This is a genomic window from Nostoc sp. UHCC 0302 (assembly GCF_038096175.1).
GTDB lineage: Bacteria > Cyanobacteriota > Cyanobacteriia > Cyanobacteriales > Nostocaceae > UHCC-0302.
On record NZ_CP151099.1, the window covers coordinates 2,135,632 to 2,156,182 of the forward strand.

Consider the following 20,551-nt stretch of genomic DNA (forward strand, 5'->3'; position numbering starts at 1 on the left):
CTCAAATCAATCCTTGACGTACAGCTAAAGCTGCTGCCTGGACACGATCATCAACGCTAAGTTTGTTGAGAATCATACGTACATAAGACTTGACGGTTCCGAGTGAGAGGTAGAGCTGGTTTGCAATCTCCTGGTTTGAGTGTCCTTGTGCAATAAGTTTCAAAATCTCGCGTTCACGATTACTGAGAATCGGTTCCGCCATTACCTTAGATACAGGAACATCGGGAGTGACAGCGCTGGGCTTGAGCATCCGAGCGACTTTTTGAGCTATTAAAGGATCTAGATAAGCACCACCTTGAAGTATCAATTGAATGACGGCGATAAGTTGTTCCCATTCAATGGTTTTAAGACAGTAACCATCAGCGCCAGCTGCAAGCATTCCCATAACTTGGGTGTCGTCATCAAAGGCACTCAAGGCTAAAATACGAGTGTTTAAGCAGCTACTTTTTATCTGCTGGGTGGCTGTAATTCCATCCATAACTGGCAGATCAATGTCCATTAAGACTACATCTGGCTGGAGTTGAGTAGCCAATTCAACAGCCTGTCCACCATCCAATGCTTCACCAACTACACTAAAACCTGGTTGAAGGCTAAATTGACCTTTCATTCCTCGGCGGATTAAAGCGTGGTCATCAACCAATAGAATCCGTACAGTTTTCTCTTCGTCAATCTTAGGCATCACTCTTCCTATATCTAGTAGTATTCTGTTCACAGTTCCAATCAGCATTTTTGATAGCAGTTGGGAGAGTAAACCAAAAGGTACTTCCCTCTCCAATAGAGCTTTTCACACCAATTGTTCCTCGGTGAGCCTCAATGATTTGACGACATAAGTACAGACCTAGCCCACTTCTTCCACGCTGATTTCGTCCTTGAATAAAGCGGTGAAATAGCTTTTCCTGTTCTTGCGGTGCAATTCCTGAACCGTAATCACGCACCGAAATCTGCACTTGTTCTTGTCCACAAGCTGTGATTTCAAGTAAAATTTCCCCTTTAGGTTTACTCACCCGCACAGCATTATCTAGCAGGTTTTGTAGAACACGTTGAATTTCTAATTCATCACCGTAGACGGTTGGCAGTGATTGAGAAATTTTACAAACGAAGGCTAATTCACGTGTAGATGTTGCTTTTACCTGGTCAATTACTTTAATTAAAATCTTTTCCCAATTTAAACGATCGCAACTTAAGTGATCGCTTCGATTTGCTTCATAACGGGAGACATCCAAGAGGAGTTCCACAAGCTTTAGGAGATCCTCGTTAGCTTGACGATACTCTTCAAATACTTCCTTCCAAGTATCGTTTACTGGGCCAAAAGCCCCTCTGCTCATACAGTCTAGGGTGTTGCGGGTAGCAAGCAAAGGAGTCCGTAGGTCGTGAGAAAGGGCAGACATTAGGTCTTCAAGCTGTTGGTTACGTACCTCAATGTTTTGTTGACGGTGACGTGTACTGTCAGCCATCGCGTCAAGAACTCCAGCTAGTTGACCGATTTCGTCTCTAGAAGAATAGCTGAGTTGGACTTCCATTTGTCCCGCTTGCCACAGTTTGCTTACCTCTGTCAATCTGTGTAATGGAAGCTTGACTCGTCGATGCAACAACTGAAGATTTAAACCTGCTCCCAACAGGATGATTAATGTGCTGAAGGTGTTGATGGCAACGTTGATATCATATAATTGCTCTAGATAATTTTTGCGAGCGCTCAAAAGTATTTCTTCGTGCTGAATCAATTTCCTAATTTCGTAGCGTAAGGAATTGAATAAAGTATTTTCCGCCGGACTATAGGTGCTGACAGAACCAAAAAGCGCTTTTTGGTTCAACTTGCTTTGCCACTGGTTATAGAGATATCTAATTTTATCGAGTTGCTTGATTTGAGCAGGATTGTCTTTGACAAGATTGTACAGATTGTTGAAGCTGTTGTAGAAATTGGACTTATTCTTGCCGTTATCTCTAGTGCTGATTTGTCCTTGACTAGAATTATCTAGAAAACCTCTTTCCTCATCTATCGCAATATTGAGTAGACGTTCTCCTTCTTTCTCTATCACAAGAGTACGAGTTACCCAATCAAATGCTTGATGATTGAGGTACGCCATCAAAATATTGAAGCCTTGCTGTCCAAGTATTAGTAACACCAGTACTGAAATGCTAGTGTGCAGAGGCGTTAATAAATTACTTTTCCTATACCATTGAGTTAGGAAACGTAGCAAACTCATATCTAGCACTATTTAATACATCCAAAATCTTGATCTAAATAATATTGAACATTGACTTAGCATAATCATTAAAAGTTGCTATACTCCAACGCCTTGATTGGCGCTAGAGTTCGATATTATTATTCATAACCTAAATAAATTATTTATATTGCATACAAACGTCCCTATATTTTTATAATATAGCAGTAATCATTCATTTTGTAAAATAATAGTAATTATTAAATAAAATATTATTTTATTAGCTATGTAAACACAAGATTTACTGGTCTATTTTTTATAATTTATTGTTCTAGTTTTCATATACAAAATATCTTTGTAGTATAATATTTTTAAATAAAATCTAGTTGACACTAACTGAATGCTAGACTATTTATACTTTTAATATACAGCAGAAGCCATACTATAAACATATTAATTTAAGTCATTAAATCACTACAGTTCTTGCCATACCAGAGAAATTGGTATTTCAGAAATAAAAGTTTTTGGTGGTAAGCTACGTCGTTATGAAAAGTCACTTAAACATATCTAATCTAAAAGGTCATAGTCATTGAGCTTAGTTATATTTTTAAATTTTTGTTTACAACATAAATTGTCAGTAAAGTTATTAGCTACCGTGAATACATCAATTGAAATATGAGTTAGATTCTCAATCATATTCTTTGTAAAAAAATAATAGCATGACACTAAAGAATTAATAGTATTTTGGGAAAAAATTTATGATTTTCCTACTTTTCCCACTTTTCCCACTTTTATACTTAGAAGTACATCTTAGAGGTCATTTATAAAGTGAATTTAAGGTGTACCTTATTAACTTGCAAAGTTCTGTATTTTATTTTTTACGGATTTCCATAATAGATTCCCTTTCCATTGGTACCAATAAAGACTAGTCCGAATTGCTGCCAACTAGCCTCCATTACATTAGGTTCATTGCCGATAGGTTTGTGCAGAGTGCTAATGTTTATCCATGTTTTTCCTCTGTCTAGAGATCGAAAAATTCCCTCACCCATGCGAGTAATCTTGCCATACAGATAGAGTGCAGGAATTTTGCTTCCCTTCTGTGGCTTACCTAACGCAAATAGGTAAGCCCTCTCCACCTCAGTAATTTTGTCAAACTTCACACCTCCATCGGTTGAGCGATAAAGCCCCTGCCAATCGAGACTAAGCCAGACTTCGCCATTAACCCCTGAAACCGTTTTGAGCATAGACCAACTTTCTGAAGGCAATGATGAGTTCACAATGCTAAAAGATACGCCCCCATTATTACTACGGTATAACTTGCCGCGGCTGTAGTAGTAAAAAGTGTTGCCATCTACTTTGTCAGCTACGAGTGGTTGACCCCAGTACCACGTCCCTTTAGGCCCGTTGGGTAATCCTGATACTTTGCTCCAGGAAGATCCGCCATTGTTTGTGCGAATAGGCTGTCTTGCTTTGAGAATTGTGACAAATAGATTTGAGTTAGTTGCTGACATGGCTACACGTAACGGTATTACGTTCTGCGGAAATGAGGAAAACTTTTTCCATGTCAGCCCTCCGTTTGCCGAAGTTGCTCCGGTGTAACTATTATTCCATCGGTTACCACCGACACGCACCAACTGTGAAGGATTGCTTTCGCTGTAAGCAAGACTATAGGTGTCCTGAAATCGGGGACTATTTTCGCCGCCAAACTGTGTAGATGGATAGGCATCTAATCCATTGCTGTGGTTGAACCCATCCACATCAGCAACACCGCTTAACAATACAGAGCCACTTGGAGGGGAGGCTAGAGCGAAGCTCACTAGCTCCTCATGTCCTTTTTCATAGTTCGACCAAACAGATGACTGTGCATTGATGTTGTCTGTCTGCCATGTTCCAAACCAGTCTGTTAACCAGACTTTGCCAGGAGTTTTTGGATCAAATTCAATAGCTGAGGTTGCAGAGGCAAAATACCACTCAGGCCACCACGGCACTTGAGGTTTCAACGTATGCTTTTTCTGTTGCCATGTAGCTCCACCATTAGTAGATTGAAATATACTGGTATCATTTTTTGTGCAAATATACTGGTCATAAACAATTAACACGTGATTGGAGTTATTTGGATCTACAGACAGGGCATTGAATTTAGTTTTTGTGTTATTTGGTGTGATATCGCTCCAGATGCCGTTTGCATATTTACTAACACCTGACGTATGCGTTATATACAGAACGTCGTCGTTAGCAAGAGCCATTCGATTCACTTGTGATGGACTTTCTGGTATTTTGCTCCAGGTAACACCCGCATTAGTGGATTTATATATTCCATCTCCATAGGCATTGGCATAGACTAGACCAGAAACTTTTTTGTTAAATACAAGACCTGCAATTCCAATATTTGCTTCCGGCTCTCCAGGAAAGGAGCTAACTTTGTTCCATGTAGTACCCCCATTTGAAGACTTCCATAGCCCATCCAACCGCGAGCCAAAAAAAATAATATTGGAATCAAAGGGATTAACGGCTAGCCTTTCTCCTAGCCAACGTTGAGTTTCATTGCCGCCCATTGGTAAGTCTATTTTCAACTGAGTCCAGGTTTTACCGCGATCGCTTGACTTAAAAATTGTTCCTAATCCTCCCCAACTAGCAGTATACTTGCCTGCTGCTATATATACAATGTTTGAGTTATTCGGGTCAAGTGCTAAGGCTTCTCCCCCGTAGTAGTTACTATCTTGCAGCCGAAAGTGGTCTGTTAGTGGAATCCATTCGCGATCTTCTGGATTCCAACGATAAAAGCCACCAATGTCAGTTTTGATGTATGCTAAGTCCCGCTCTAGCGGATGCAAATAAACACCTGTGACATAACCACCTCCGCCGATAGAAACATTAGTCCAGTGATAGTCTGATGTAGCGCTGCAAGCAGGTTTAAAAGGTGTAAGTGTGACGACAACAGCCAGCACAATTATAGCAATGCAAGTACTTTTGCCTAAGCAGAAACGGCGATCGCTCATAACGATTGACTCAATTCAACATCTCAGTCATATTCTCAAAACCAAATTTTGACAAATGCGTGTCACCTGGATTTGTCCCAGATAACTTTCTACATCTGTTCTTGCTTTAGATATTTAGCTTTTCAATGAGACGACAGGTAGGGTAAACCAAAATGTAGTACCCTCGGCAGTCTTTTCGACGTTGATAGTACCTTTGTGAGCCTCCACAATTTGATGGCATAAGTAGAGACCTAAGTTATCCATATTATGGCGGCCACGTCCTTGAATAAAGTTCTTAAAAAGCTTTGGCTTGTCTAAATAAGCAATATCTAAGCCATCGTTTAGCACTGATATTTTTACTTTTTCAACACCAAAAGATGCTACCTCAAGGATAATTTCCTGGTCTGGCTTACTAACTTTTACAGCATTATTAAGTAAAGTCTGCACAACTTGTTGAATCTCAAGAGTATCACCACAGACAATCGGCAGTGAAGAAGCAATTTTATATTTAATTGTACATTTTTTTGTCCAAGTAGTATTGCTGCGGAGAATGGTTTCAACAAAAATGTCTTTCCAGTTAAGAATTTCGTACTTCAGACTTTTAGAAACTTCGGTTTGATAGCGAGATATATTTAACAGAGTTTCGACCAATTTCACAAGGTCTTCGTTAGCTTGATGGCAATCTTCTAAAATATCTCTCCATGTGTCGCTAACAGAACCAAAAGCACCACTTAGCATAGCGTTCAGAGTACCACGAGTGGCTAGCAAGGGAGTACGTAGATCGTGTGAAAGGGCAGAAATTAGGTATTCAATCTTTTGGTGATCAGCAGTAGTTATACGTTCTAATTTGTATAAATTACGCCTTAATTCCAGTTGAGTCATGACTTGACGACTCAACGCTTGCAATGCTTCGAGTTGTTCTGAAGTTAGTTGTCGTGGTACACGGTCAATGACACAGAGTGTTCCTAAAGCATATCCTTCTGGTGTTATCAGCGGCGAACCAGCATAGAAGCGAATATATGGGTCAAAAGTTACTAATGGGTTGGTAGCAAAACGCTTGTCGAGTAGTGTATCTGGAACAATCAAAGTGTCGTTGGGCTGCAAAATGGCGTGGGCGCAAAATGCCAGATCACGGGGAGTTGATTCACTGTCTAATCCGACTTTCGATTTGAACCACTGACGCGACTCATCAATTAAGCTGATCAAAGCTATGGGAGTACCACAAATTTGTGCCGCTAAACGGGTGAGATCATCGAAGGCAGTTTCACAAATAGTATCTAGAATCTGATATTGGTGTAAAGCTTCCAGCCTAACGTTTTCATTTTGAGCCAATGTAGCTTTCATTAACTGGGTTATTATTTTCTATGTATTGCTTCGCTTTCTAACTTGTGATCGTTGGTGCGAGCATAGTCATCTTAAAAGCGAATAATATCATCTTCTCTCAAGTATTCTCCATTTTGCACTTCAATCAAGACTAACGAAATAACTCCAGGATTTTCTAAACGGTGATCTGTACAGTGAGGTACGTAAGTAGACTGATTATTGCTTAATAATACTTCGTAAATATTTGTAGTTGGGATGAGGCAGGACGCAGAAGGGAAGAGAGTTTTAGCCTCATTTATCTTTATTAACATAACGTGAGTTCGATGACCTCTCCCCAACCCCTCTCCGATGCGGAGAGGGGCAAAAATATTCTTAGTTTTCAACGAAAAAATCAGGGTTTCAAAGCCTCTCTCCCTCTGGGGGAGAGGTTTGGAGAGGGGTTTTTGAAATCTGTCGAACTTACGTTAACATAGTTGCGTTTGTTCCCACCGACTTACTTAACTTAAATATTAGTGCAGCTAATAAACTTATAATTGCGTTGCAGACCAACAATTATTGAAGTTTTTTAATAAAATACCAGTTAATTTTTAGCATGAAGCTTTGACTGTATGTACGCTACGGCTAAATGGATAGTCATGTGGATAATTTTATCTCTATACTATGTTGCGGCTTTTACGGAATTCCATAGTAAATTCCTTTACCATTAGTACCGATAAATACTAGTCCGAATTTCTGCCAGCTAGCCTCCATTACATTAGGGTCGTTACCGATGGTATTGTGTGAATCGTCAATATTTGTCCATGTTTTTCCTCTGTCTAGAGATCGAAAAATTCCTGATGCTTCTTGGCTCGTTGAGGTGACTATATTACCTACGCGATTGATTTTGCCATATAAATACAGCGCTGGAATTTTGCTTTTTGTCTGTGGCTTACCAAGCGCATATAAATAAGCTCTCTCCACTCCGGTAATTTTGGTAAAGTTCACACCGCCATCTGTTGAGTGATAAAGCCCGTGCCAATTGAGACTGAGCCAGAGTTCTCCATTGACCCCTGAAACCGTTTTCAGCATAGACCAATTTTCTGAAGGTAATGAAGAGTTCACAATGCTAAAGGATTTAGCCCCATTGTTACTACGGTATAACTTGCCGCGGCTGTAGTAGTAAAAAGTGTTGCCATTGACTTTGTCAGCCGCCAATGGTTGACCCCAGTACCACGGGCCTTTTGGCCCGTTGGGTAATCCTGATACTTTGCTCCAAGAAGATCCGCCATTGGTTGTGCGGATTGGCTGATCTTCGTTGATAATTGCAACAAACAGATTTGAGTTGGTTGCTGACATAGCTACGCGCAACGGTATTATGTCTTGCGGAAATGACGAAAACTTTCTCCACGTTAAACCCCCGTCTGTCGAAGTTGCTCCTGTATATGTGTTGTTCCATCGGTTTCCACCAACACGCACCATTCGGGAAGGATCGCTTTCGCTATAGGCAAGGCCGTAAGTATCTTGAAACCGGGGACTATTTTCACCGCCAAACTGCGTACAAGGATAGGTATCTAGTCCTTTGCTGTGGTTAAATCCATCCACATCAGCAACACCGCTCAACAACAAAGATCCACTAGGAGGTGAGGCTAGAGCAAAGCTAACTACCTCTTCATGTCCTTTTTGATAGTTTGACCAGACAGACGGCTGGGCATAAACATTGTCTGTCTGCCATATTCCAAACCAATCTGTTAACCAAGCTTTGCCAAGAATTTTTGGATCAAATTCAATGGCTGAGGCTGCTGAGGCAAAATACGAGTTAGGCCACCAAGGCACTTGAAGTTTTAAAATATGCTTTTTCTTTTGCCATGTAGCTCCACCATTAGTAGATTGAAATACTCCACAATTATTGGTTTTGCAAGCATACTGGTCATAAACGATTAAAATGCGATCAGGGTCATTTGGATCTACAGCTAAGGCATTGAATTTAGTTTCTATATTAGTTGGTGTGATATTGCTCCAGACGTTGTTTACATATTTGCTCACACCTGATGCGTGCGTTACATATAAAACGCTATTACTAGCGAGAGCCATTCGATTCACTTGTGATGGACTTCCTGGTATTTTGCTCCAAGTAATACCCGTATTGGTAGATTTGTATATCCCGTCTCCATACGCATTGGCATAGACTAGACCAGAAACATTTTTGTTAAATAAAATACCTGTAATTCCAATATTTACTTGCGGTCTTCCAGGAAAGGAGATAACTTTGCCCCATGTCGCACCAGCATCTGAAGACTTCCATAACCCATTCAACCGCGAGCCAAAGAAAATAACATTGGAATTAAAAGGATTAACGACAAGTCTTTCTCCTAGCCAACGCCGAGTTTCGTTGCTGCCCATCGGCAAGTCTATTTTCAACTTAGTCCAGGTTTGACCGCGATCGCTAGATTTAAAAATTGTTCCCAATCCAGCCCAACTGGCAGTGTATTTGCCTGCTGCTATATAAACTATATTTAGGTTATTCGGGTCAAGTGCTAGCGCTTCTCCCCCATAGTAGTTGCTCTGTTGTAGTTCAAAGTGGTCTGTTAGAGGAATCCATTCCTTATCTGCTGGATTCCAACGATAAAAACCACCGATGTCAGTTCTGATGTAGACCAGATCCCGCTGTCGTGGATGCAAATAAACACCTGTAACATAACCACCTCCGCCGATAGCGACATTAGTCCAGTGATAGCGTAGTGTAGCGCTGCAAGTGAGCTTAAAGGGTGTAAGTGTAACTACGATTGTCAGTGCAATTATAGCTGTACAAGTTGTTTTCCTGAACAGTATCCAGAAAGGGCGATCACTCATACCGATTGACTAAATCCAACATATACAGCGAATTTCAACTAAGTAAAGTACACTACCTAGACCTAAAAGCTGGGTATAGCAAAGTGCTGAGTATAAACCCAGTTGCTTCAGGGTTTTGAGCAATTAACATAGCCCTAACCTGCATGACTAGAGTTGTATAAAGTCTACTTTAATCTCTGAATTCTGCGGTAACCACTGAGAATTAACTACAACCAAGTGGATAGCTTAATGGATAATTTTATCCTATTCCATAGGATACTGTCTGCATCGGTGCAATCTTAGCCATCAGATAGTTTTTCTTATTACTACTTCAAGAAGATACTGTGCTGAGTGTTGCAAATCAAGTCTAAAGTTAGAAATGTATGATTTTGGGAGTAAATTTAGGCGATCGCACAACTAAATATAAGCTATTTCGTTCAGCCAGTTACCGACTTTAGAGGATTTTAATGACTAATTATATAGAAATCTCTGAACGTTCTGGCAAAACAGTAGTAAGCCGAAAACGTTGGCAACGTTATTTACTTCTAGGTCTGGCTACCAACGTAGCTTTCTGGGTTTTAGCCTTTCTTTATCTAAAGATTACGCCACCAACATATAGCAGTGAGTCAGCTATTAATTTGCCTGGGGTAGGGTCGAACACAAACTTAAATTTACCAGATATTGGTCAAGCTTCTTATGAAAATTCATCTCCATACTCTTCTAGTTCTTCTCAAGATCCCAGAGAAAATTATAAGTTTATTGCTGAAAGCGAACCTGTCTTGAAAGCAGCAGCAGCTCAGCTTAATATGTCTTTAAAAGAGTTTGGTAGTCCGCGGCTTAAGGTAGTAGATAATACAACGATCGTGACAGTTGAGTTTAAAGGTTCAAGTCCTGAAGAAGCTCGAAGTAAATCATTAGCTTTTTACAAAGCTCTTGAAGACAGACTTAACCAACTGAGAATTCAAGAAGCTATTAAACGAGACGCAGGTTTCCAAGTAGCTCTTAAATCTTCGCAGAAAAAATTGCAAGTCGCGCAGACGAAGCTTTCTGATTATAAAGCGCGTTCGGGTTTAAACTCTGAAGAGCAAATTAAGGATCTAACAACCAATATTGAACAGCTACGCAGACAAAGAGCTGAAATAATAGCTCAACAACAGCAAGCTAGTAGTCGTCTAAAACAATTATCGGCTAATTTAAAATTATCTGCTGGGCAAGCTACAGATGCTTTTGCTCTGCAAACAGATCAAATATTTCAACAGAACTTAAAAAACTATAGTGAAGCTAGCGCTGCTCTGACTGTTCTAGAATCTAAATTTCTGCCTAATCATCCGACGGTAATCGCAGAAAGAGCTAAACGAGATGCTGCGGAGTCAGCCTTGCTAGCTCGAAGTCAATCTATTCTAGGACGACCAGTCAGTTTGTCAAATTTAGGGCAACTAAGCCTTAATAATACTAACTCTGGTACTGCTTCGCGTGAAACTCTCTTCCAAGAATTAATTACAGTTCAGGTAGACCAAAAGGGACTCACAACTCAAGCTCAAGCAATAAATCAACAGATAGTTCAGCTTGAAAATAGACTCAAAAAACTAGCACAGCAAGAGTCTTATCTGGATGCCCTCAAAAGGGATATGCAAGTTGCCGAAGCAGTTTTCTCATCTACTTTGGCCAGACTGGATCTTGGCAAGTCGAATGCTTTTGGTTCTTATCCACTAGTTCAAATTGTCGCAGAACCTAGTTTATCTGATACTGATAGTCCTGTTACACCAAAAAAAACATATGTTTATCTAGGTGCGGCTGCTGGCTCCATTTTTTCAAGTATCGGGATAACGTTACTCTGGCTGCGCGATCGCAAACGTCATAATTCTGATGTAATTAGAACTAAAATCAAAGCGAACAAACGTTAAAAAATATTTAAATTATTAAATATCATCTCCTATTACAAACATTTGAAATTATCAATTTGATGCGGCCTCAAAACTTAGAAGAAAAAGTAGTTTGGTATTGCTTAATAGGCACATATGGTCTTTACTTTCTGGGAGCTTGTTACTTTTCAATATCTCTAATTGCATGGTTTCTAACACTATACTTATGTAAAAAACTTTGGAACCAAACTGAAAATACAGCAACTGAAGACAAAATAACCATTCCTCCTAGTGTATGGATATGGATTATTTCTATGTTGGTCATAGAAGTTGCTTTAATTATGGGTCATATAGATTTTGATTTAGGAATACCTAAAATAATTACCTCCTCAATAAACTGGGCAAGGAATTGGGCTTATCTTGCATTATTTCCTCTGATTGGTTGCCTTAATATCCGTCCCAAACTACTTTACCGAGGAGTCTGTATTGTTGGCTTACAAAGCCTAATTATGATTCCAATTTTCTACATAGCACATGAGCTACATCTACCAAATGTTTTATATAGTTCTCCACTGCGATTTATCGGGGGTAATGATGTAACATTTTATAGTGTACAACTTTATGTATTTGAAGATGGCAATGTCAATCAAATTCGCTTATCATTATTTGCGCCTTGGCCTCCAGCATTAGGATTGGTAGGCTGTGTCTATTTTTTGCTTTCATCTCAAGAAACTAACAGAAAGTGGCGGTTAATTGGTATGCTCGCTTCTGTCGCTATGATTGTATCTTCAGTCTCACGCTTAGGTATTTTGTGCCTTGCTACAGTTCCAGCAATAACTTGGATTTTAGTAAATTTTATTGAACCTAAAGTACAACTTGCAGCAGGGGTAATTAGTCTATTCACAGGTATGTTTGCCCCTTTTGTTATCGATTCTCTCAAAATATTCAAAGAACAGTTCTCACAAGCTCGAGCTGACTCTTCTCAACTTAGAGAAGTTTTAGGCCGCATGGCTTTGGCAGGTTGGAAAGAAGCTCCTATATGGGGTCATGGAATTATTGCTCCACGCGGAATACCATTTACAAAATTTATGCCTATTGGCACTCATCACACTTGGTTCGGTCTTCTGTTTGAAAAGGGAGCAGTAGGTTTAATTGCATTAGCATTTCCCTTATTATGGAGCTTTATAGATTTACTATATAAAGCCTATAAAAACCAAACTGCCAAAGTAGCTTTAAGTGTACTCTTAGTTTTGTTTTTATTTACTTTTGGCGAAAAAATAGAAGGCTTAGTGTACCTTTATTGGCCTGGTTTGATAATAATGGGTATTGCATTCAAACAAAAAATTTAGTTTTGCATCGATGTAGTGTTGTTAATTCTCTCAAACAATTAACTTTATTTAACTCAGTGAAATGCTAATTAATAAGTTAAAACAACAATTTTCAGGCCAATATATTCGTAATGTTGGTTGGTTAGGAGGAGCAGAGTTAGCAAATCGTATTTTCCGACTGGGGACAACAATTACTTTAGCTCGTTTATTAAGTCCTTATGATTACGGTTTGGTAGCAGTCGTTCTTACAACTAATGAATTTGCCACCGTTTTTACCCTCAAAGCTGGGATTGGGTCTAAGATTGTTCAAGCTGACGAACAAGAGGTAAAACTTGTATGCGATACATCGTACTGGCTTAATTGGATTCTATGCGGCTCAATTTTTATTATTCAGTGTATTGCTGCCTTTCCAATTGCTTTGTTTTATGGAAATAATCAACTTATTTTCCCTATCTGTGTTGCCGCTTTAGTCTACTTAATGTTCCCAATTTTTATGATTCAGTCTGCACTGATTCAAAGAGAAAGCCGACTAAATGTTACAGCTTTATGTAATGTTATTCAATCGTTAATTGCTAATATTGCAACAATAGGTTTAGCTCTCTTAGGATTTGGGATGTGGGCTGTAGTTTTACCCATTGTCTTATCAACTCCAATATGGATCGTTATTAGTTATATGAATCATTCATGGCGACCTCCTAAGTCTTTCAAACTTGAGCGGTGGCAAGAAGTTACAAACTTTGGTAAAGATATACTTGGCGTTGAATTACTAAATAAGCTAAGAGCTAATATAGATTACTTACTTATTGGACGTTTTCTAGGAATTAATGCATTAGGGATATACTATTTCGCCTTTAATGCTGGATTAGGAATTAGTCTGAATGTAATGAGTGCAGTTACTTCAGCTTTATTTCCTTATCTTTGTGAGGTTCGTGGTAACTTCAAGCAGTTAAAGGAGCGATATTTTAGTAGTCTCAAATCGACTGCTAGCTTTACAGTTCCACTCATTCTTCTACAATCGAGCTTGGCACCATTTTATGTGCCAATAATTTTCGGACAAAAATGGGTGACAGCAATTCCCATCTTGATTATTATCTGCCTTTCAGCTCTACCGCTCACGCTTTATAATCCTACTTATTTACTACTCAACGCTATAGGTAAAACCCAGATAAATCTCTACTGGAATCTAATTTATACTGTGTTATTCGTAATTTCTTTACTAGTAGTGGTACACTGGGGAATCTTTTGGGTAGCTGTAACAGTACTGATTTGTCAATTAGTGGCGCAACCTGCATTCAGCATTTGGGCTATTAGATATTTATTTGGGCAAAAATCATCTTTCTTAGTTATAAAGAAACCATAAGTATAAGTGGGTTTACTGTTGAATTATGGTGTTTATAGCCTTAGAAAAATTCGCGCTAATCGTATGCAATACTATATATAATAAGAAAGCGAGTTTTCCTATCTAAATTTTAAATTATTTGTAGGAATTTATCATGAATATTAAACCTTACGACAACATTCTCCAAACAAATGACAACTTCAATAATCAGAATAAAAAAGAAATTTTTTTTACTGTCAAGTTGGTAACATCTGGATTGACAGATATGCTGTGGCAGCTATCACTTCTATATAGAATTGGTAAATTATGTGATTATACTTATATACATACGTCACTTGCCTATGAGAAAAGATACGAGTTAAACTTTCCAGGAAAGATTCTTAAAAAGATTGAGACTACTGTCAACAAACTTCTGAAAATTGACAGATATTCTGATAAGATTAGTAATTTTCTTGGTTTTGATAAATGGGAACAGAATATAAGTAATAAAAAATTTATTAATTTTAAAATTATTGAGATACCTATAGATGAAATTTATTATGAAGATAAGATATCTAATATTAAGCAGCTAAAAGAGTCTGTTGAGAAATTTATTACCGAAGTAACTCCATCTTCAAAAAAAGTTATTTACTGTTTAAGATTTAGACCTCAACTATATGAAGATCGTCGTGCTTTTAGCCTAGACGAATTACTAAACAGTGCAGATCCAGAAGGAATTATGCTTCAACCACTTAAATTACAATTATCTGAAAATTATTATAAAGCTAGACAAAACATACCTGTACATATACCTTTCAATTCTCAAACAATAAAAATTGTGATACATCTAAGGAAAGGTGATAGGATGTTGATCAATCTAAATAAAAAAATAATTGGAGTTTTTAGCACAAAAATTAAATTTTTTAAAAGTATAAATGACTTGGATGAATGGGAAATGGAGAACTACTCCAACTCTAATAATACAAACAAGGCTGAGACTTTATTACAAAAATTATTTTCTAGATACGGTGAAGAAAATTTTTCTGTCATCGTAATGTCGGATGGCGATGAAAGAACATTTCAAAACATCAGACACGCGATGTTTAAAGGTGAAATAAAACTGAGCAAAGAGGAAAATAGGCAATTAAATAATCTGGAAAGAACACTAAATAAAGAGTTTGAGATTTTTTCTAAGTACTCAAATGTTTATACTCTTGTAGGTGAGTCCGAGAAAAATACATTTGAAAGTATTCATGCAATAGTTTGCGCTGATATCATCATTAAAACCTCGGGAAACTTTGCCTGGGTATTACACAGTCTCTTCAAAAGACAGGATCGCTCTTCAACCGTAATTCAATTGGGTCAAGACGATGATCTAGCCATTGAGAAAATTGGACTATGTTTAACAAACAACATTTCAATACCTAAAAATAGCTAAATATTTAGAATTGTAGAACAAGGTGGCTTGTACTTATGGCAACTTTCACCGCTAACTGCAAGCGGATAGCCAAGTGGATAATCCTTCACTTCGTTGGATGATACCAGATTTATGTGCGATCGTAACCAGCAGGTAGTATTTTGATTGTTATATCAGAGATTAATGTACTAACAGTGCAATCTGAGAACCTGACTGCAATAAATTAGTCTTAAAGATGAAAAAAGTTTCTGTAATTATTCCGGTTTATGGAGTAGAGAAGTACATAGCTACTACCCTGCAATCGGTTCTTGGACAAACTTATAAAAATTTCGAGCTTCTGATTATCGATGATGCTTCTCCTGACAAGAGTGCAGAAATCTGTGAGCAATTCATAGACTCCAGAATTAAAATTATTCATCAAGCAAATCGAGGACTAGCTGGAGCTAGAAATACTGGTATTCGCCATGCCCAAGGAGAATATCTAGCATTTTTAGATGGAGATGATCTCTGGCTACCAGACAAGCTAGAAAAACATATTGCTCACTTAGAAAACTCAACAAATGTAGGTGTTAGCTTTAGTCGCTCGGCTTTTATCGATCAAGATGGAAAAGCTTTAGGTACATATCAGATGCCTAAGCTTAAACAAATCACGACACCTTATTTACTTACTTGCAATCCTGTTGGCAATGGTTCGGCAGCAGTTATAAAAAAAGAAGTTTTTGCAGCAATTAAATTTCAAGATAATCTTTACGGAACTATTGAAGATTATTATTTTGACGAACACTTCCGCCAATCAGAGGATCTGGAATGTTGGATTCGTATTTCTATTAAAACTAATTGGCAAATAGAAGGCATTCCTGAAGCCTTGACTTTATATCGAGTGAATTCAGAAGGGCTTTCAGCAAACTTGCTCAAACAATTAGATTCTTGGGAAAAAGTAATTGAAAAGACACGCTCCTATGCTCCAGAAATAGTTACTCAATGGGAAACACTAGCCAGAGCCTACCAGCTACAGTATTTAGCTCGTAATGCAGTTCGTCTACAAGCAGGTTCTATGGCTGTGAAACTAATTAATCGTGCTTTAGTAAGTAACTGGCGTATTCTTTTTGAAGAGCCACGCCGGATGCTTTTAACCTTAGCTGCTGCCTATTTTCTTTGGCTTTTACCCCAGACTCTTTACAGTTTTCTTGAGACACTTGCTTTAAAGAATACAGGGACTAGCCAAAAACGCCGCATTCTTCAAGACCAGCTGTTGAACAGTCAAGAAGGTTGCACATAACTATTAGGAAGATTCACCATGAATAAAGTTTCTATTATTATTCCAGTTTACAACGCCGAGAAATATATAGCTGCAACACTTCAATCGGCTCTCGATCAAACTTACAAAAATTTGGAGATTTTAATTATTGACGATGGTTCTCCTGACAGAAGTATAGAAATTTGTCAGCAATTCATAGACCATAGAATTAAAATTATTCGTCAACAGAATCGAGGATTGCCTGGGGCCAGAAACACTGGTATTCGTCATGCTACAGGAGAATATTTAACTCTTTTAGATGCTGATGACCTATGGTTGCCAGAAAAATTAGAAAAACATGTTAAGCATCTAGATAATTCACCTCATGTAGGGGTAAGCTTTAGCCGCTCTGCTTTTATTGATGAAAATGGACAACCCTTGGGTATTTATCAAATACCTCAGATGAAGGGAATTACTCCAGCGCTTGTTCTTTGCCGAAATCCAATTAGCAATGGTTCGGCAGCAGTGATAAAAAGAGAAGTTTTTGAAACGATTAAATTCCAAGACAATCTTTATGGTACTGTTGAAGACTTTTACTTCGATGAGCGATCCCGTCATACTAATGGTGATTCTACAGATGTTGAATGTTGGTTTCGCATATCTGTTAAGAGCGATCTGGAAATAGAAGGCATTCCTGAAGCTTTAACTTTATATAGAGTAAATTCTGGTGGATTATCAGCAAATATACTCAAGCAGTTAGATGCTTGGGAATTGATGCTTAGTAGGGCACGTTTATATGCTCCAGAAATAGTTAATCAATATGAAACACTGGCTAAAGCCTATATTTTGCGGTATCTAGCTCGTAGGGCAGTAACTCTGCAAGATGGTGCAATGGCTGTAACACTTGTGAATCGAGCCTTGCTAACCAACTGGCGTATTATTTTTAAAGAGCCAAGCCGCACATTTTTGACCTTGGCCGCTGCCTATTTTCTTTGGTTATTGCCTCAGTCCCTTTACAGTTCAATTGAGGCTATTGCTTTAAAAACCACAGGTGCTACTCAAAGACGACGCATTTTGCAAGGCTAGGAGCGTGTTTTAAAACTTGCTTGAAGAGCTGATAATTTGAGAAGACAGCCGCATTACCTGATTTGGAATTTATCATCAGTCGCCCTTGGTATTTTGAAGCAAACTTAACCGCTTCATGGGCAGTTTTGAAGGCTCGTAGATCCATCCCTTAGCTGTCAATCAGTGGTGCGGGTGTAAGTAGTCCCATCGGTGAGAGATTAACCCTGTTCTGTCACTTTGGGAGAAACCAGTACCTGAAAGCCTTTCGGAACTTTACTTTTGGTTTTTTAGCTACAAATTTTAGTTTCTATTAGAAAAGAAAGGCTCAAAGCTTGATTAGATAAAAGTTTTAGTGTTTCGCTACGATTATTGTTTTCCGGAAGTGACAGAACAGGGTTAAGATAAAGCGTATTTTATCAATCAGTTAAAAAAAAAACCTTCTTGCTGACGGAAGCGTAGACGCGGAGCGGCTTGTCGCCAGACATCGCCATCTGTCTCTTCTGTATGGTCATGGAATAAAATTTGCTGTGTGGGAAAGGGTAAATCGATGCCGTTTTCGACTAACGTTTTCTTAATTGTAGAAGAAAGAAGATTGCAAAGACAATCAATGCCAGCAAGATATTCGGCAGGAGGACAATGAATCCGTTAATCATTCCCTGAACTCTGTCCCAGAGTGCGGATATATCTGCATTCATGATCTTACTTGCTTAATTAGTCAACTTAATAAGTATGTAAAAATATCCTGATATTTAACTCCACCTTTAGTTAGTTTTTCCTACCTATAAATAGGATGAAAAATTTATTTTAGGGCAAGATAATAGGATTTTAGATATTATGAAATAGGAAGTCGAACTGTAAATGTACTACCTAGCCCAGGTTGACTTTGAACGTGAATATTGCCTTTATGCGCTCTGGCGATCGCGATTGCGATGGCTAATCCCAAACCCGAACCGCCAGAGGTGCGAGAGCGTAAGCGCAGCCCGCCGTAGGCATCGCGATCTACTCGGTAGAAGCGATCAAAAATTCGCTGTTGATGTTCAACAGCAATACCAATTCCTGTATCTTCAACTTTAATCATGGCGTAAAGCTCACTTTTTTCCAAAAAAACCGTGACTTTTCCACCGCTAGATGTAGCTTGAATTGCATTGGCAATTAAGTTGGAAATTAAGCGATAAAGCTGTTCTTCATTTCCCATCACATACAGTTTTTCTGAGACTTGCACCTGTTTAGAGAGATTTATTTTAGTTTCTACTGCCAAAAATGCTAATTCCTCAATTAAGTCGCTAATTAAATCATTCAAACAGCAAGACTGATATTCTCCTGTTAGTTGTTTTTGATCTATCCTCGTTAATAACAGTAAATCTCCTACTAATTGTGATAGTCGCCGATTTTGGCGTTTGAGTACATCTAAAATTCCACCATTGGATTTTGGTTCTTGCTGTAACTTGATAGCAGCTTCAATAGTAGAGTACATTGTTGCTAAAGGTGTGCGAAACTCATGGGCAGCATCAGCAGTAAATTGTTGCATTTGTTGGTAGGAAAGATATACAGGTTGCATTGCTCTTCCTGCCAACCACCAACTAGACAACCCAACGAAAATCATGGAAATTGGCAATCCCAACACCAAAGTTAGCCTTAAATAAGTAAGATGTTGTTCTAAATCAGTGATACTACGCGCAACTTGTAGATAACCCGAAACCTGGTTTTGAGTATACAAAGGTAAAGTGATTTCGCGGTATCGAGTGCCAGAGGAATCTGTTAATATTTGCCAATGCTCTAATGCTGAGGTAATCGAAAAATTGCCAAATTCCATGCCCCCACTAGCAAAAAGTTTTCCTGAGCGATCCAATAAGCGTATATAGTAATTAACTGGATTCGCCGCCTCTGTGATTGATTTTTTAATAGATGTTCTTTTAGGCAAACAACTTGTCTGATCCACACATAATTCTAAAGAAAATTCTTTAGCAAGGCGTTGTAATTGTCCGGGTTGTTGCCAAGCCGGTTCAATACTTTTATGGAGTGCATTTGCGACTGACTGCAATCCTTGGTCTATGGTTTCATAGTAGGCATGGGCAACCACACTATAAACCCCCAAACTAGATAGCCCTAAAATACCGCCCATGACGAGGGTATACCAAGCTGCCAGGCGCAACCGAGTCTGGTAAAAGATGGGATTGCGTTCCATATTTCTATAACCTTGTTGAAAGTGTCGCTGTCGAGTTAGCAGAAATCATCTGCCTATTTCCGCAGGCGGAATATTGAGACGATAGCCCACACCATAAACAGTTTCAATTAAAGATTCGTTCTCTTCTTCTCCTAATTTGCGTCTCAATAAGCGAATTTGTGCTGCTACGACATTGCTAACTGGTTCTGCACCAATTTCCCAAAGCTGATTAATAATTTGGTCGCGGCTGACAATTTGGTTAGGATGCCTCATGAAATATTCCAACAATTGAAATTCCTTGACAGTTAAAGAGAATACTTGATTTTCACCGTGATAATACTGACGAATAAGTTGATGAGTGCTGTAATTGAGAGTCAGGCAACCTACTTGTAAGCTTCGGGGTTGGACTTGAGGTGTCAGCGTTGTTCCTACGTAAGAGGATCGCCGTTGTAATGCCCGCAATCTTGCCAGCAGCTCTGCCATATCAAAGGGTTTAACTAAATAATCATCTGCACCGCTATCTAGACCAATAATCTTTTCCTCCATTCGGTCTTTAGCCGTTAGCATTAATACAGGTAGAGTTAATTGGCGCGATCGCAACCATTTACACAACTCTATCCCCGAAATTCCAGGCAGCATCCAATCAAAAATCGCTAAGGTATACTCAGTCCAGCCAGTTTCTAGATATTGCCATGCCTGAGTACCATCTAGAAACCAGTCAACTATATACGCTTCATGGCTCAGGACTTGTTTGATTGCTGCACCTAAATCTGCTTCATCCTCAACTAATATCAGCCGCATAGTCAACCCAAAGCTAAAAGCCTTCTTTAAATACGCTTTCATAAAAAAGTGAAATAATTATGAAATTTGGATTTTACTCTAAGACTGA

The 20,551-nt window shown here is 38.7% G+C and carries 13 protein-coding genes and 2 pseudogenes; 6 read left to right on the forward strand and 9 right to left on the reverse strand.

Annotated features, from left to right (window positions below; translation table 11 throughout):
- Window position 1 precedes the first annotated feature (1 nt).
- The 6 genes and pseudogenes from WKK05_RS08960 to WKK05_RS08985 form a co-directional block, all read right to left on the reverse strand.
- Window positions 2–679 carry a response regulator transcription factor gene (locus tag WKK05_RS08960; RefSeq protein ID WP_341529389.1) on the reverse strand — a complete coding sequence of 226 codons (678 nt, stop codon included), beginning with the start codon at window positions 677–679 and terminating at the stop codon, window positions 2–4.
- Complete coding sequence (locus WKK05_RS08965; RefSeq protein WP_341529390.1) at window positions 672–2,204, reverse strand: ATP-binding protein; 1,533 nt, start codon at window positions 2,202–2,204, stop codon at window positions 672–674. The genes WKK05_RS08960 and WKK05_RS08965 overlap by 8 nt, the downstream gene beginning before the upstream one ends.
- 836 nt (window positions 2,205–3,040) lie before the next feature.
- Window positions 3,041–5,161, reverse strand: a complete 2,121-nt coding sequence (locus tag WKK05_RS08970) for a hypothetical protein (protein WP_341529391.1) — start codon at window positions 5,159–5,161, stop codon at window positions 3,041–3,043.
- 114 nt (window positions 5,162–5,275) lie between these two features.
- Window positions 5,276–6,484 (reverse strand): GAF domain-containing sensor histidine kinase, encoded by a 1,209-nt coding sequence (locus tag WKK05_RS08975; protein ID WP_341529392.1) that lies wholly within the window; start codon window positions 6,482–6,484, stop codon window positions 5,276–5,278.
- Window positions 6,485–6,555: 71 nt separating this feature from the next.
- Window positions 6,556–6,699 (reverse strand): annotated as a pseudogene (locus WKK05_RS08980) (mannose-6-phosphate isomerase); the annotation flags it as partial.
- Between the two features lie 436 nt (window positions 6,700–7,135).
- Window positions 7,136–9,292, reverse strand: coding sequence for a hypothetical protein (locus WKK05_RS08985; protein ID WP_341529393.1), 2,157 nt, complete (start codon window positions 9,290–9,292; stop codon window positions 7,136–7,138).
- 446 nt (window positions 9,293–9,738) lie between these two features.
- On the opposite strand from WKK05_RS08985, the gene WKK05_RS08990 reads away from it, so the two are divergent.
- From WKK05_RS08990 to WKK05_RS09015, 6 genes are all read left to right on the forward strand, one after another.
- A complete protein-coding gene (locus tag WKK05_RS08990) occupies window positions 9,739–11,175 on the forward strand; it encodes a hypothetical protein (RefSeq protein WP_341529394.1) in 1,437 nt (478 codons plus the stop codon).
- Window positions 11,176–11,234: 59 nt separating this feature from the next.
- Window positions 11,235–12,482 (forward strand): O-antigen ligase family protein, encoded by a 1,248-nt coding sequence (locus WKK05_RS08995; protein ID WP_341529395.1) that lies wholly within the window; start codon window positions 11,235–11,237, stop codon window positions 12,480–12,482.
- Between the two features lie 61 nt (window positions 12,483–12,543).
- Entirely contained in the window at window positions 12,544–13,821 is a 1,278-nt protein-coding gene (locus WKK05_RS09000; RefSeq protein ID WP_341529396.1) for a lipopolysaccharide biosynthesis protein, read from the forward strand.
- A gap of 133 nt (window positions 13,822–13,954) precedes the next feature.
- On the forward strand, window positions 13,955–15,217 hold the full coding sequence (locus WKK05_RS09005) for a hypothetical protein (RefSeq protein ID WP_341529397.1): 1,263 nt from the start codon (window positions 13,955–13,957) through the stop codon (window positions 15,215–15,217).
- A gap of 214 nt (window positions 15,218–15,431) precedes the next feature.
- A complete protein-coding gene (locus tag WKK05_RS09010) occupies window positions 15,432–16,475 on the forward strand; it encodes a glycosyltransferase family 2 protein (protein ID WP_341529398.1) in 1,044 nt (347 codons plus the stop codon).
- A gap of 18 nt (window positions 16,476–16,493) precedes the next feature.
- Window positions 16,494–17,519: a glycosyltransferase family 2 protein gene (locus tag WKK05_RS09015; protein ID WP_341529399.1), complete on the forward strand. Its 1,026-nt coding sequence runs from the start codon at window positions 16,494–16,496 to the stop codon at window positions 17,517–17,519.
- 566 nt (window positions 17,520–18,085) lie between these two features.
- On the opposite strand, the pseudogene WKK05_RS09020 reads toward WKK05_RS09015, so the two are convergent.
- The 3 genes and pseudogenes from WKK05_RS09020 to rppA all read right to left on the reverse strand — a co-directional run.
- Window positions 18,086–18,193, reverse strand: a pseudogene (locus WKK05_RS09020) (mechanosensitive ion channel family protein); the annotation flags it as partial.
- A 137-nt stretch (window positions 18,194–18,330) separates the two neighbouring features.
- Window positions 18,331–19,683, reverse strand: a complete 1,353-nt coding sequence (rppB, locus tag WKK05_RS09025; RefSeq protein ID WP_341529400.1) for a two-component system sensor histidine kinase RppB — start codon at window positions 19,681–19,683, stop codon at window positions 18,331–18,333.
- A 45-nt stretch (window positions 19,684–19,728) separates the two neighbouring features.
- Window positions 19,729–20,463 carry a two-component system response regulator RppA gene (rppA, locus tag WKK05_RS09030; RefSeq protein ID WP_341531052.1) on the reverse strand — a complete coding sequence of 245 codons (735 nt, stop codon included), beginning with the start codon at window positions 20,461–20,463 and terminating at the stop codon, window positions 19,729–19,731.
- Between the last annotated feature and the right edge of the window lie 88 nt (window positions 20,464–20,551).

What these genes read in the sequence shown, in the direction of transcription:
- WKK05_RS08960 (WP_341529389.1), bottom strand. Translation starts at nt 679, where the DNA reads ATGCCTAAGATTGACGAAGAGAAAACTGTACGGATTCTATTGGTTGAT.
- WKK05_RS08965 (WP_341529390.1), bottom strand. Translation starts at nt 2,204, where the DNA reads ATGAGTTTGCTACGTTTCCTAACTCAATGGTATAGGAAAAGTAATTTA.
- WKK05_RS08970 (WP_341529391.1), bottom strand. Translation starts at nt 5,161, where the DNA reads ATGAGCGATCGCCGTTTCTGCTTAGGCAAAAGTACTTGCATTGCTATA.
- WKK05_RS08975 (WP_341529392.1), bottom strand. Translation starts at nt 6,484, where the DNA reads ATGAAAGCTACATTGGCTCAAAATGAAAACGTTAGGCTGGAAGCTTTA.
- WKK05_RS08985 (WP_341529393.1), bottom strand. Translation starts at nt 9,292, where the DNA reads ATGAGTGATCGCCCTTTCTGGATACTGTTCAGGAAAACAACTTGTACA.
- WKK05_RS08990 (WP_341529394.1), top strand. Translation starts at nt 9,739, where the DNA reads ATGACTAATTATATAGAAATCTCTGAACGTTCTGGCAAAACAGTAGTA.
- WKK05_RS08995 (WP_341529395.1), top strand. Translation starts at nt 11,235, where the DNA reads ATGCGGCCTCAAAACTTAGAAGAAAAAGTAGTTTGGTATTGCTTAATA.
- WKK05_RS09000 (WP_341529396.1), top strand. Translation starts at nt 12,544, where the DNA reads ATGCTAATTAATAAGTTAAAACAACAATTTTCAGGCCAATATATTCGT.
- WKK05_RS09005 (WP_341529397.1), top strand. Translation starts at nt 13,955, where the DNA reads ATGAATATTAAACCTTACGACAACATTCTCCAAACAAATGACAACTTC.
- WKK05_RS09010 (WP_341529398.1), top strand. Translation starts at nt 15,432, where the DNA reads ATGAAAAAAGTTTCTGTAATTATTCCGGTTTATGGAGTAGAGAAGTAC.
- WKK05_RS09015 (WP_341529399.1), top strand. Translation starts at nt 16,494, where the DNA reads ATGAATAAAGTTTCTATTATTATTCCAGTTTACAACGCCGAGAAATAT.
- rppB (WP_341529400.1), bottom strand. Translation starts at nt 19,683, where the DNA reads ATGGAACGCAATCCCATCTTTTACCAGACTCGGTTGCGCCTGGCAGCT.
- rppA (WP_341531052.1), bottom strand. Translation starts at nt 20,463, where the DNA reads ATGCGGCTGATATTAGTTGAGGATGAAGCAGATTTAGGTGCAGCAATC.